Source organism: Pseudomonas sp. CFBP 13727, from assembly GCF_014841915.1.
GTDB lineage: Bacteria > Pseudomonadota > Gammaproteobacteria > Pseudomonadales > Pseudomonadaceae > Aquipseudomonas > Aquipseudomonas baltica.
Map to the genome: position 1 here is coordinate 416,879 of NZ_JACYUT010000006.1, position 12,248 is coordinate 429,126.

The 12,248-nt window shown below is 60.7% G+C and carries 12 protein-coding genes and 1 rRNA gene; 3 read left to right on the top strand and 10 right to left on the bottom strand.

Going from position 1 to position 12,248, the window contains the following annotated elements; all coding sequences use genetic code 11:
- The 3 genes from IFT76_RS19570 to IFT76_RS19580 form a co-directional block, all read right to left on the bottom strand.
- Positions 1 to 828, bottom strand: a complete 828-nt coding sequence (locus IFT76_RS19570; protein ID WP_192059896.1) for a substrate-binding periplasmic protein — start codon at positions 826 to 828, stop codon at positions 1 to 3.
- Positions 829 to 938: 110 nt separating this feature from the next.
- The gene (locus IFT76_RS19575; protein WP_122477284.1) at positions 939 to 1,883 is read right to left on the bottom strand and encodes an electron transfer flavoprotein subunit alpha/FixB family protein; all 945 of its coding nucleotides are present in this window, start codon (positions 1,881 to 1,883) and stop codon (positions 939 to 941) included.
- On the bottom strand, positions 1,883 to 2,632 hold the full coding sequence (locus IFT76_RS19580; RefSeq protein WP_122477283.1) for an electron transfer flavoprotein subunit beta/FixA family protein: 750 nt from the start codon (positions 2,630 to 2,632) through the stop codon (positions 1,883 to 1,885). Before IFT76_RS19580 ends, IFT76_RS19575 begins: the two co-directional genes overlap by 1 nt.
- A gap of 572 nt (positions 2,633 to 3,204) precedes the next feature.
- Between IFT76_RS19580 and IFT76_RS19585 the strand changes: the two genes are divergently transcribed.
- On the top strand, positions 3,205 to 4,869 hold the full coding sequence (locus IFT76_RS19585) for a 4Fe-4S dicluster domain-containing protein (protein ID WP_192059898.1): 1,665 nt from the start codon (positions 3,205 to 3,207) through the stop codon (positions 4,867 to 4,869).
- A 25-nt stretch (positions 4,870 to 4,894) separates the two neighbouring features.
- Complete coding sequence (locus tag IFT76_RS19590; protein ID WP_192059900.1) at positions 4,895 to 5,662, top strand: SDR family oxidoreductase; 768 nt, start codon at positions 4,895 to 4,897, stop codon at positions 5,660 to 5,662.
- Positions 5,663 to 5,667: 5 nt separating this feature from the next.
- Here the strand turns inward: IFT76_RS19590 and mrdA are convergent, their stop codons facing one another.
- The 6 genes from mrdA to IFT76_RS19620 form a co-directional block, all read right to left on the bottom strand.
- Positions 5,668 to 7,560 (bottom strand): penicillin-binding protein 2, encoded by a 1,893-nt coding sequence (mrdA, locus tag IFT76_RS19595; protein WP_122477278.1) that lies wholly within the window; start codon positions 7,558 to 7,560, stop codon positions 5,668 to 5,670.
- Positions 7,561 to 7,659: 99 nt separating this feature from the next.
- Positions 7,660 to 8,733, bottom strand: a complete 1,074-nt coding sequence (locus IFT76_RS19600) for an AI-2E family transporter (RefSeq protein ID WP_122477276.1) — start codon at positions 8,731 to 8,733, stop codon at positions 7,660 to 7,662.
- A gap of 99 nt (positions 8,734 to 8,832) precedes the next feature.
- On the bottom strand, positions 8,833 to 10,149 hold the full coding sequence (locus IFT76_RS19605) for an ATP-binding protein (RefSeq protein ID WP_122477274.1): 1,317 nt from the start codon (positions 10,147 to 10,149) through the stop codon (positions 8,833 to 8,835).
- Positions 10,146 to 10,814 carry a response regulator transcription factor gene (locus tag IFT76_RS19610; protein WP_122477273.1) on the bottom strand — a complete coding sequence of 223 codons (669 nt, stop codon included), beginning with the start codon at positions 10,812 to 10,814 and terminating at the stop codon, positions 10,146 to 10,148. Before IFT76_RS19610 ends, IFT76_RS19605 begins: the two co-directional genes overlap by 4 nt.
- On the bottom strand, positions 10,814 to 11,125 hold the full coding sequence (locus IFT76_RS19615) for a PepSY domain-containing protein (protein ID WP_122477271.1): 312 nt from the start codon (positions 11,123 to 11,125) through the stop codon (positions 10,814 to 10,816). Before IFT76_RS19615 ends, IFT76_RS19610 begins: the two co-directional genes overlap by 1 nt.
- Positions 11,125 to 11,433 carry a PepSY domain-containing protein gene (locus IFT76_RS19620; RefSeq protein WP_122477270.1) on the bottom strand — a complete coding sequence of 103 codons (309 nt, stop codon included), beginning with the start codon at positions 11,431 to 11,433 and terminating at the stop codon, positions 11,125 to 11,127. The genes IFT76_RS19615 and IFT76_RS19620 overlap by 1 nt, the downstream gene beginning before the upstream one ends.
- Positions 11,434 to 11,667: 234 nt before the next feature.
- Here IFT76_RS19620 and queD point away from each other — a divergent pair, with 234 nt between their 5' ends.
- The gene (gene queD, locus IFT76_RS19625) at positions 11,668 to 12,024 is read left to right on the top strand and encodes a 6-carboxytetrahydropterin synthase QueD (protein ID WP_192059901.1); all 357 of its coding nucleotides are present in this window, start codon (positions 11,668 to 11,670) and stop codon (positions 12,022 to 12,024) included.
- 114 nt (positions 12,025 to 12,138) lie between these two features.
- Here the strand turns inward: queD and rrf are convergent.
- Positions 12,139 to 12,248: ribosomal RNA gene (rrf, locus tag IFT76_RS19630) — 5S ribosomal RNA — on the bottom strand; the annotation flags it as partial.

Consider the following 12,248-nt stretch of genomic DNA (forward strand, 5'->3'; position numbering starts at 1 on the left):
CTACTGTTGAGGGGCTGCAGGCGGGGGCGATTGCTGGGCTCTCCAGCGCTCGACATTGCGCGAGAACACCTCGGCCGGGATACCTGAAGCGGTCAATTCTGTCATTTTTTTCGCCAGCTGTCCGCGCAGCCAGGGATCGTTGCAGGCGGAGTCGTGAGACAGCGCCAGGTACAACCCCGGTCGGTCGACCGGCAGCTCGCTGCTCTGCAACTTGTCGCCCACACCCTGTGCCTGAGCCATTGCTGCCCCGGAATAGCGTCCGGCGATCACATACTCAACCTGGCCATGCACCAGCCGGTCGAAAGCCTGCTGCAGATTCTCGGTGGTGGCGAGTTTCAGGTGCTCGGCGGCCAGGGTCACGAATGCCTGCGTGGGTCGCGCCTTGGCCGATATCGCCCCGGCGTGACCGTGCAGGTCGGCAAGGCTGCGATACTGCAGCGGTGCCGAACGCAGTGTCCACACCAGGTAATCGTTCGGAACCAGTGCAGGGTGCACGTAATCCAGGGACTCAAGCTCGGTCACGGTCAATGGCACATCCACCAGCAGGTCCATTCGCCCAGTGCGCACTTCTTCCAGCGCCTGCGAACGCTTGCCTGCGTAGAGGATGTCGAGCTTGACGCCGATCTGCGCCGCCACCTGCTGCAGCAGCTCGGCGTTGACCCCGATCAGACGCTCGGGATCCTGGGGGTCCCGCCACAGATACGGCGGCGCGTCGGGACTGCCGCTGGCTATCAGCCGCTCACATTTGCCTGCACCCTGCGCCGCCAGTGGCAGCAGCGCGGCAGCCACGCACAGCGCCAAACGGCGTAGACCGCCTTTTCCAGTCATGCTCAACCTCGTGCGACCTTGTCACATGCAAAAAAGCCTGGTCGCGGTCTGCTGCCCATGGGCAACAGACCGCGACCAGGCTTGAATCAACCGCGGTCGAAACCGCTAAGTCAGACCAGCTTCTCGAGCTCGGGGACCGCTTCGAACAAGTCTGCGACCAGGCCGTAATCAGCGACCTGGAAGATCGGTGCTTCCTCGTCCTTGTTGATTGCCACGATCACCTTGGAATCCTTCATGCCCGCCAGATGCTGGATGGCTCCGGAAATGCCCACGGCGATGTACAGCTGCGGCGCGACGATCTTGCCGGTCTGCCCGACCTGCATGTCGTTGGGCACGAAACCGGCGTCGACGGCTGCACGCGACGCACCTACCGCAGCCCCCAGCTTGTCGGCCAGGGTGTACAGGTGTTTGAAGTTGTCACCGTTCTGCATGCCACGACCGCCGGATACGACGATCTTGGCAGCGGTGAGCTCGGGGCGATCGGACTTGGCCAGCTCTTCGCCAACGAAGCTCGACTTGCCAGTATCGTGGGCCGCGCCTACCGCTTCCACGCCAGCCGAACCACCTTCGGCGGCCACGGCGTCAAAACCGGTGGCACGCACGGTGATGACCTTGATCGCCGCACTCGATTGCACGGTGGCAATGGCGTTGCCCGCGTAGATCGGACGCTTGAAGGTGTCCGGCGACTCGACCGAAATGATCTCGGAGATCTGGTCGACGTCCAGCTGGGCGGCTACCCGTGGAAGAATGTTCTTGCCGTTGGCGGTTGCGGCAGACAGCACATGGCTGTAACCCGAGGCCAGCTCGACGATCAGCGGCGCGACGTTTTCAGGCAACTGATGGGCATAAGCGGCGTTGTCCGCCACCAGCACCTTGCTCACGCCGGCGATCTTGGCGGCGGCTTCGGCGACACTGGCGACCTGCACGCCGGCGACCAGTACGTGAATCTCGCCGCCGATCTTCTGCGCAGCGGCCACGGTGTTCAGGGTCGAAGGTGCCACACCCGTGTTCACCTGACCTTCGGTTACATAATCGGCGATAACCAGGATAGTCATTAGATTACCTTCGCTTCGTTTTTCAGTTTTTCGACCAGTTCGGCAACCGACTTGACCTTGATCCCGGCACTGCGAGTCGCCGGAGCCTCGACCTTGAGGGTCTTGTTGGTGGAGGTCACGGATACGCCGAGTGCCTCGGGCGTGAAAGACTCGAGGGGCTTCTTCTTCGCCTTCATGATGTTGGGCAGGGAGGCGTAGCGCGGCTCGTTCAGACGCAGGTCGGTGGTGACGATAGCCGGCAGGGTCAGGCCCACGGTCTGCAGCCCGTCATCGACTTCACGCGTGACATTGAGCTTGTCGCCAACCACTTCGACCTTGGAGGCGAAGGTGCCCTGCGCGTAGCCGCTCAGCGCTGCCAGCATCTGGCCAGTCTGGTTGTTGTCGCTGTCGATCGCCTGTTTGCCCAGGATCACCAACTGTGGCTGTTCCTTGTCGACAACGGCCTTGAGCAGCTTGGCTACTGCCAGTGCGTTCAGTTCCTCGGCATGCTCGATCAGTATTGCCCGGTCGGCGCCCAGGGCCAGCGCGGTGCGCAATTGCTCCTGCGCGGTGGCCGGACCGACGGTGACCACGACGATCTCGCTGGCGATGCCCTTCTCTTTCAGGCGCACGGCTTCTTCAACAGCGATTTCGCAGAAAGGGTTCATCGACATCTTGACGTTGGCAAGGTCGACGCCAGAGTTGTCCGCCTTGACGCGAACCTTGACGTTATAGTCGACCACTCGTTTGACAGCTACAAGAACCTTCATGGATTCCTCGTTACTCTCCGGTGAAAAGAATGTCGCCCAGGCAGACCGGACGATGACGTGGGCGCAAGGGCACCATTGAAACGTTTGCAGCATTGCGTAGTGCTGGCAAAAACCTGATTTTTCAAGACCTTGACCAGCAAAACGGGGCAGCCTTCAACAAGTATGACGTGTAAACTCGACAGTGTGTGCGTCCGGCGCATGCGAGCGACCTGGATCGGAGTCGAGATTCGATGCAACCGGTACTGCGCGCAGGACCGGCACCGAACATGAAGCTGGCCGTATCTTGACCGCTGTGCCCTGACCGGTCAATACGCGGAACTCACCGGTCACGCCCCCTGGCCACCTTGATTTTACTGGGCTGCAGCGGATTCAAACAAACGTTTGTATTGGACCTGCCGAGTGGTGTAGATATACTGCCCACACGCACATCCCTGCCTGCGGCCGTCCAGAAGCGGTACCGCCCGCCGGAGTTACACCCCGCAACGTTGCGCACTACCGCTACACGCCGGATGACCGTTCCGGCAGCTTCACCCATTAGAAAGGCCTGATGAGCCCTCAGTAGGAGAGACCCCGTGGAACGCGAATACATGGAATTCGACGTCGTCGTCGTCGGCGCAGGCCCTGCCGGCCTGTCCGCTGCGTGCCGACTGAAGCAGAAAGCCGCCGACGCCGGGCAGGAAATCAGCGTCTGCGTGGTTGAGAAAGGCTCCGAGGTCGGTGCTCACATCCTCTCCGGTGCAGTCTTCGAACCACGGGCTCTCAGCGAATTGTTCCCGGACTGGAAAGCCCTGGGTGCACCGCTGAACACGCCGGTGACGCGCGACGATATCTTCATCCTGAAGAACGCCGAGAGCGGTTCCAAGATCCCCAATGCCTTCGTGCCCCAAACCATGCACAACGAAGGCAATTACATTATCTCCCTGGGCAATCTGTGCCGCTGGCTGGCTCAGCAGGCGGAAAACCTGGGCGTCGAGATCTATCCGGGGTTCGCTGCCCAGGAAGCATTGATCGACGAGAGCGGCGTAGTCCGCGGCATCATTACCGGTGACCTGGGCGTGGATCGCGAAGGCAAGCCCAAGGACGGCCTGTACACCCCCGGCATGGAACTGCGTGGCAAATACACCCTGTTCGCCGAAGGCTGCCGCGGCCACATCGGCAAGCAACTGATCGAGCGTTTCAAACTCGACAGCGATGCCGACGCGCAGCATTACGGGATTGGCCTGAAGGAAATCTGGGACATCGACCCCGCCAAGCATCAGCCTGGCCTGGTCGTCCACACCGCCGGTTGGCCGCTGGACATCATGGGCACCGAGAACACCGGCGGCTCGTTCCTCTATCACCTGGAAAACAACCAGGTGGTGGTGGGCCTCATCGTCGACCTGTCCTACGCCAACCCGTTCCTCTCGCCTTTCGACGAGTTCCAGCGCCTCAAGCACCATCCGGTTCTCAAGCAGTACCTGGAAGGCGGCAAACGCGTCAGCTACGGCGCCCGCGCCATCTGCAAGGGCGGCTTCAACTCGCTGCCCAAGATGGTCTTCGCCGGCGGCGCCCTGATCGGCTGCGACCTGGGCACCATGAACTTCTCCAAGATCAAGGGCAGCCACACTGCCATGAAGTCCGGCATGCTCGCCGCCGAGGCGGTGGCCGATGCGCTGTTCAAGGGCTCGGAAGGCGGTGATGTGCTCGACGGCTACGTGTCCGGTTTCAAGGCCAGCTGGCTGTACGAGGAGCTGTTCGCCAGCCGCAACTTCGGTGCCGCCATCCACAAGTGGGGAGCCATCGTCGGTGGTGCCTTCAACTTCGTCGATCAGAACCTGTTCAAGGGCAAGATCCCGTTCACCCTGCACGACGACAAGCCTGACTACGCCTGCATGAAGCTGGCAGCGGACAGCAAGCGCATCGACTACCCCCGGCCTGATGGCAAACTGAGCTTCGACAAGCTCAGTTCAGTGTTCATCTCCGGCACCAACCACGAAGAAGAACAGCCGTGCCATCTCAAGCTCAAGGACCCGAGCATTCCCATCGGCAAGAACCTGCCGCTGTACGATGAGCCCGCGCAACGCTATTGCCCGGCCGGCGTGTACGAAGTGATCACCCAGGAGGACGGCGCCAAGCGCTTCCAGATCAACGCGCAGAACTGCGTGCATTGCAAGACGTGCGACATCAAGGACCCCTCGCAGAATATCGTCTGGGTGGCACCCGAGGGCTCGGGCGGACCTACCTACCCGAACATGTGATCCTTCAGCCACGGCAGGAGCGGATATGCCCAAGACCACGATGTTCGACCTGGACGGCAAGATAGCGCTGGTCTCCGGCGCCAGCCGCGGGATCGGCGAAGCCATTGCCCGCTTGCTTGCACAGCAGGGCGCCCATGTCATCGTCGTCAGTCGCAAACTGGAAGGCTGTCAGCGCGTCGCCGACAGCATCAACGCCGGTGGCGACCGAGCCACTGCGATGGCCTGTCACATCGGCGAACCGGAACAGATTCTGGCGCTGTTCGCCGCTGTCCGGACAACGTTCGGACGCCTGGACATTCTGGTCAACAACGCCGCCACCAACCCCCAGTTCGGCAGTGTGCTGGAAGTCGATCTGGGCGCCTTCCAGAAAACCGTGGACGTCAATATCCGCGGCTATTTCTTCATGTCGGTGGAGGCCGGCAAATTGATGCGCGAACACGGCGGTGGCAGCATCATCAACGTGGCGTCCATCAATGGCGTGTCGCCCGGTATCTTCCAGGGCGTCTACTCCATGACCAAGGCTGCGGTGGTCAACATGACCAAGGCCTTCGCCAAGGAGTGCGCCGGCTTCGACATCCGCTGCAATGCCCTGCTGCCGGGGCTGACCGACACCCGCTTCGCATCAGCCCTGGTCGAGAACCAGGCCATCCTCAAGACGGCCCTGGCGCAGATCCCGCTCAAGCGTGTCGCCCAGCCGGAGGAAATGGCCGGGGCCGTGCTGTACCTGGCCAGCTCGGCTGCCAGCTACACCACAGGTACAGCGCTGAACGTGGACGGTGGTTTCCTCTGCTGAAACAGTCAGACCTTGGGGTCCGCGGGCGCCTTGGCCGGCGCCGCGTACTTGGGCTTCAGGTGACCTTCGCTGTCCAGTAGCCAGGCATCCATGATCTCGCGCACTACGGGACCGGCCACACGCCCGCCTGCTTCACCGTTCTCGATCATCACTGCCACCACGATCTTTGGCCGGTCGGCCGGCGCGAATCCCACGAACAAGGCGTTGTCGCGGTTGCGCTCGAGCGTTTTCAGCCGGTTGTAGCGTTCGCCCTGCTTGATCGCAACCACTTGCGCCGTACCCGACTTGCCGGCGATGCGATACTGCGCCCCGGCCGCCGCCTGACGGGCAATCCCGCGCGGATCGTGCATGACCAGCTGCATGCCGTGGTTGACCTGATCCCACTCGCGGTTGTCGCGCAGCACGATATTGGGGATCGGGTTGTCGTCCACCGGTACCTGGCCGCCCACCGTCTCGGCCAGGTGCGGTCGACGCCACACGCCCTTGCTGGCGATCAGCGTGGTGGCCTGGGCCAACTGCAACGGAGTGACCTGCATGTAACCCTGACCGATGCCGAGGATCAAGGTCTCGCCAGGAAACCACGCCTGACGCCGCGTGGCACGCTTCCATTGCTGGGACGGCATCAGCCCCGGCGCTTCCTCGAACATGTCCAGCGAGACCTTCTGGCCCAGGCCGAAGCGGGTCATGTAATCGTGCATGCGGTCCACGCCCAGCTTGTGTGCCAGATCGTAGAAGTAGGTGTCATTGGAGCGCATGATGGCCGCGTCCATGTCCACCCAGCCATCACCACTGCGGTTCCAGTTGCGGTACTTGTGGTCGTAGTTGGGCAGCTCGTAGTAGCCAGGATCGAACACACGTGTCTGCGGCGTGACCGCACCGCTATCGAGGCCGGCGATGGCAACTTCCGGCTTGATCGTCGAGCCGGGCGCGTACAGGCCCCTGAGCACTCGATTGAACAACGGCCGGTCGATGGAATCGCGCAACGCCGCGTACTCCTTGAAGCTGATACCGGTCACGAACAGATTGGGGTCGAAGCTTGGCTTGCTGACCATGGCCAGCACATCGCCGGTTTCCGGGTCGATGCACACCACCGCCCCGCGGCGGTCGCCCAGAGCCTTCTCGGCGGCTTCCTGCAGATGCACATCGAGGCTGAGCACGATGTTCTTGCCCGGCACCGGGTCATGGTGGTTGAGCACCCGCATGACGCGCCCCTGGGCGTTGGTCTCGACTTCCTCGTAACCCACCTGGCCATGCAGCTGGGTCTCGTAGAAGCGTTCCACACCGGTCTTGCCGACCGACTGGGTGCCGCGGTACTGCGTCTGATCCAGCGTCTTGGACTCTTTCTCGTTGATCCGCCCCACGTACCCCACAGAATGAGCAAAGTGCTCCTTGCGCGGGTATTCACGCACGAACTGAGGTTCCACATCGACGCCCGGCAGCAGGAATTGATTCACCGCAACCCGCGCAATCTGGTTCTCGCTCAACTCGTACATCAAGGTAACCGGTTCGAACGGATGGCGCACACGCTTCAAATCCTTGTCGAACTGTTTGCGCGCTTCATCGCCCAGTTCCAACACCTTGGCCACTTCATCGAGCACCTGCGCAGTATTGCCCGCGCGCTCGCGTGTGAGAGTCAGGTTGAAGCTAGGTCGATTGTCGGCCAAGACCACGCCATTGCGATCGTAGATCACACCGCGTTCGGGCGGGATGGGCAGCACATGCACCCGGTTATTCTCGGACACTGTGGAGTTGTAGGTGAACTCGATGACCTGCAGGAAGTACAGACGCCCGACCAGGGCGATGCTCAAGGCCAGCACCAGCAAGGCGCAAGCGATCAACCGACGGTTGACCAGACCTTGTTCCTTGCCATGATCTTTGAGAGGAATGGGCTGGGGCATGCGGACTGCTCTGAAAAAGCGCCGATGGTAACCAAGCAGGCCCCTGCTCTCAAGCGCCGACTCCCTCGGGCTGACCAAGGGAGTTGGACAGTGCAGATGTCAGGTGCGGTCCTGGGGCAGACGCACCTGGCGCTTGGTACTGACGAAGATGCCCCAGCTGGACATGAACAGCGCTGCAATCAACGGACCGATCACGAAACCGTTGAGCCCGAAGACTGCCAGGCCGCCCAGCGTCGAGACCAGGATCAGATAGTCCGGCATCTTGGTGTCCTTGCCCACCAGCAATGGGCGCAGCACGTTGTCGACCATGCCGATGACCAGAATGCCGAACAGCGTCAGCGTGACCCCCTGCCAGATGTAGCCGCTCAACAGGAAGTAGGCGGCCACCGGCGCCCAGACGATACCGGCTCCGACGGCAGGCAACAGCGACAGAAACGCCATGAGCACCGCCCACAGCAATGCGCTGGGAATGTCCAGGAACCAGAAGATCATCCCGCCGAGGGCACCCTGGGTGACCGCTACCAGCAGATTGCCTTTCACCGTGGCGCGAACTACACGGTTGAACTTGAGCTGCAAACGGCGCTTCTGCTGCTCGGCCAACGGGATAGCCGTGCGGATCTTGCGTGACAGTTCCGGGCCGTCACGCAGGAAGAAGAACAGCAGGTACAACATGATGCCGAAGCTGATCACGAAATCCAGCGTACCCTGGCCGAAGCTGAAGGCCTGCGTCGCGAAATACTGGCTGCCCTGCATCGCACCTTTGGCGACCTTGTCGCGCAGACCCTCCAGGTTGCCCATGCCCATGCGATCGAGCAGCTGTTGCCCGGAAGCCGGAAGCAGTTGCTTGAACTGATCGATATAACCCGCCACGTCGAGCTGGCCGTTCTCGATGTTCTTGTACAGCACTGCACCTTCCTGAACCAGCAAGGCACTGATGATGATCACCGGCAGGATGGCGATGATCAACGTGATGGTGAGGGTTATCAACGAACTGACGTTGCGACGCCGATTCAACTTCCTCATGACCAGTCGCTGCAACGGCGCAAATACGATACCCAGAATCACTGCCCAGAAGACCGCGCCGTAGTAAGGCAGAAGAATCCAGATGAAAGCGATGGTGACCAGGATCAACAGTAACAACAGCGTTTTGTTTTGCAGGTTGGTTTCGTTCATGTTCGATCCATGTCGATAAGCTACAGAGCCGTCATTCGGCTCTGTGACTTAGTCCTCCCAGCTGCGCGCGAGTTTAGTCATCGCCAAGATAAATCCGCGTCAGACGCGTTTATCCATTTCGATAGTGACGCGCAACCCACCCAAGGGGCTTTCCGACAGGCTCAGGCGAGCAGACCAGCTTTCGACGATGTCCCGTACGATCCCCAGACCCAGGCCGTGACCGTCGACCTGCTCATCAAGCCGAGAACCGCGATCCAACACCGCCTGGCGCGCATCCTCGGGGATACCCGGACCGTCATCGTCCACCCAGACGCTATACCCATGCTCGTGCTCGACGATCGTCAGGCAGACCTGCGCGTCAGCCCACTTGCAAGCGTTGTCGAGCAGGTTGCCGAGCAGTTCCAGCACGTCCTCCCGATCCCACGGCAAGCGAACATCCGCAGCCACCTCGTAACTCAGGCTCAAATGGCCGCCGTGGATCATTTCCAGCGTGGCAAACAGACCTGGAATCTCGCCAGCGCAATCGAACTGGACACCCGGCAGCGCGTCGCCGGCCAGGCGCGCGCGGTTGAGTTCACGGCTGAGCCGCAGCTGGATGTGCTCCAACTGCTCACGCAGCAGGCGGCTGACTTCCGGCTGGTCCCGCAGCCGTTCACTGCTGGCCAGGCTCAGCAGCACGGCCATCGGCGTCTTCAGCGCGTGCCCCAGATTGCCCAGCGCGTTGCGCGAGCGCTTGAGGCTGTCCTCGGTGTGCAACAACAGGTGGTTGATCTGCGCGACCAGCGGCTCGAGTTCCACCGGTACTGCACTGTCCAGCTGCGAGCGCTGACCGAGCTGCAATTGCGCGATCTGTTCGCGCGTGCGCTCCAGTGGCTTGAGCGAACGCGTGACCGTGATGCGCTGCAGCACAAGTACCGCAATCAACGCAGCGAGGCCCATGCCCAGGCCAATCTGGCGTACCCGCTGAAAACTGGTGCGTACCGGCGTGTAGTCCTGGGCGACGATGATCGACAGTGGCTGCCCGAGCCGACGGTAATCGGCACGCAACACCAGCAGCAACTGACCCTCCGGGCCCAGCTTCAAACCCGAATACAGCCCTGACTGATCCGGTACGGGCAGCTCGAGATCCCATAGCGAACGCGAGCGCCAATGCCCATCGGGAAAGTCTATGCGGAAGTAGTGCCCCGAGAACGGCCGTTCGTAGGCGGGAGAAATACGGTGCTGATCCAACTGCAGACCTTGCGGCCCACGCTGCATCGCTACCAGAAGGTTCTCGCTTTCGTTGCGTAAACCGGCTTCGAGATAGCGCTGCAGGCCCATCTCGAACAACCACAGGCTCAATTGAGCAAGGACCAGTCCCACGATCACCAGAACACTGATCAACCCGACGCTCAATCGCGCCTGGATCGATCTCACTGCACGACTCCAGCGAAGCGGTAGCCCTGCCCTCGGCGGGTTTCGATCACACTGCGACCCAGTTTGCGCCGCAGATGGTTGACGTGAACTTCCAGCACATTGGAATCGCGCTCAGTCTCGCCGTCATACAAGTGCTCGGCCAGATGGCCTTTGGAAAGAATCTGCTCCGGATGGAGCATGAAGTAGCGCAGCAGGCGAAACTCGGCAGCCGTCAGCTGAATATCGACCCCGGCCTGCTGCACGCACTGGCGACCCTCATCCAGGTGCAGACCGGACGCTTCCAGGCGCGGCATGTTGGACAAGCCACGGGCGCGGCGCACCAGTGCCTGGGCACGCAACTGCAGCTCCTCAGGGTGGAAGGGCTTGGTCAGGTAATCGTCGGCCCCCGCTTTCAAACCTTCGATCCGCTCCGCCCATGAGCCCCTCGCGGTCAAAATCAGCACGGGGGTAGAGAGGTTTGCCGCTCGCCATTGGGCCAGCACCTCCAGCCCAGGCAGGCCAGGCAGTCCAAGATCGAGGATGATCAGATCATACGGCTCGGTCTGGCCCTGATACACCGCATCTCGACCGTCCGCCAGCCAATCCACAGCGTATCCCTGGCGACTGAGGCTGGCGCTCAGCTCATCGGCCAGGGGGACGTTGTCTTCCACCAACAGCAAGCGCATCAGTCATCTTCCTCGTCTTTGAGCAAATCGCCTGTGGCCGCATCCAGCTTTATCTCGCGAACGACACCTGCCGTGGTCAGCAACTCGACCTCATACACCAGCTTCTGTTGCTTCTCTTCAAGCTCGGCTTCCAGCAGACGTGCCCCTGGGTAACGCGCCATGGCTTGACCGAGCAATTGTTCAAGAGGAAGGATTACACCTTCCTGTCTGAGTCGCAGCGCTTCATCCTGGTCCAGATCGCGAGCCACCGCCAATGAGCAAAACGCCAGCAGCCCGACCATCATTGCGCGACCCGCTGGCGATATGTTCATTAGGTGTCCTGATGGTCTTTGAGCACTTGGCCGGTGGTTGCATCAAGTTCCACATCCCACTCGACGCCTTTATTGTCGCGCAGCTCGACTTGATAGATGTATTTGCCGTATTCCTCTTCCAGCTCGGTCTCGTGGATGGTACCGCCTGGATGCTTGGCCAATGCTGCGGCATTGAGCTTTTCGAAGGACTGGATGGTACCAGCATCACGCAGGCGAAGCGCCTCGTCAGGTCCGAGATCTTTGGCCTGGGCACTGATGGCCACGAAACTCAGGGAAGAAGCGAGCAGCAGAGCAGTCAGAGTTTTCATTTGGTTCACCTTCGGTATGTGTGAGGTATATGGGGTTTACGAAAGACACAATACCGAAGGTGACTTAACTCAAACTTAATGGCACAACGCTAGCTTGTCGATGATGTCAGCGCTGTATTGCCCGTGCGCAATCCTGCTGGATCGATGCCGGCCCCATCTGCCCAAGCCCACTTACCGTGCAGCTTGGACACCTGATAAACTGCAGCACTGCCCCATCAACACATTGGAACAAACGTGGAAATTTTCAAGGAATTCACTTTCGAGTCTGCCCATCGGCTTCCTCATGTACCCGAGGGCCATAAATGCGGTCGCTTGCATGGCCATTCCTTCAAGGTCGCCGTCTATTTGAAAGGCGACGTTGATCCTCATACCGGCTGGATCCGTGACTTCTCCGAGATCAAGTCGATGTTCAAGCCGCTTTACGAGCGCCTTGATCATAACTATCTCAACGACATCCCTGGCCTCGAAAATCCAACCAGCGAGGTCCTGGCGAAATGGATCTGGCACGAGCTCAAGCCGCTGTTACCCGAGCTTTCCAAGATCCGCATCCACGAAACCTGCACCAGTGGCTGCGAGTACACCGGCGACTGATATGCACGATAAAAAAAACCACCCGACCGGGTGGTTTTTTTTGGCTTGCCAGTTCTTTCGAGCGCATAGACAAAACCCCTACCTGCTCGCGCAGATAGGGGTTTCGGAATTGAATCTTGACGATGACCTACTCTCACATGGAGAAACCCCACACTACCATCGGCGATGCATCGTTTCACTGCTGAGTTCGGGATGGGATCAGGTGGTTCCAATGCTCTATGGTC

Excerpts from the sequence above, each read along its gene's own strand:
- IFT76_RS19600 (WP_122477276.1), bottom strand. The coding sequence starts at position 8,733 with ATGAACGAAACCAACCTGCAAAACAAAACGCTGTTGTTACTGTTGATC.
- IFT76_RS19590 (WP_192059900.1), top strand. The coding sequence starts at position 4,895 with ATGCCCAAGACCACGATGTTCGACCTGGACGGCAAGATAGCGCTGGTC.
- IFT76_RS19580 (WP_122477283.1), bottom strand. The coding sequence starts at position 2,632 with ATGAAGGTTCTTGTAGCTGTCAAACGAGTGGTCGACTATAACGTCAAG.
- IFT76_RS19575 (WP_122477284.1), bottom strand. The coding sequence starts at position 1,883 with ATGACTATCCTGGTTATCGCCGATTATGTAACCGAAGGTCAGGTGAAC.
- IFT76_RS19610 (WP_122477273.1), bottom strand. The coding sequence starts at position 10,814 with ATGCGCTTGCTGTTGGTGGAAGACAACGTCCCCCTGGCCGATGAGCTG.
- IFT76_RS19570 (WP_192059896.1), bottom strand. The coding sequence starts at position 828 with ATGACTGGAAAAGGCGGTCTACGCCGTTTGGCGCTGTGCGTGGCTGCC.
- IFT76_RS19620 (WP_122477270.1), bottom strand. The coding sequence starts at position 11,433 with ATGAAAACTCTGACTGCTCTGCTGCTCGCTTCTTCCCTGAGTTTCGTG.
- mrdA (WP_122477278.1), bottom strand. The coding sequence starts at position 7,560 with ATGCCCCAGCCCATTCCTCTCAAAGATCATGGCAAGGAACAAGGTCTG.
- IFT76_RS19615 (WP_122477271.1), bottom strand. The coding sequence starts at position 11,125 with ATGAACATATCGCCAGCGGGTCGCGCAATGATGGTCGGGCTGCTGGCG.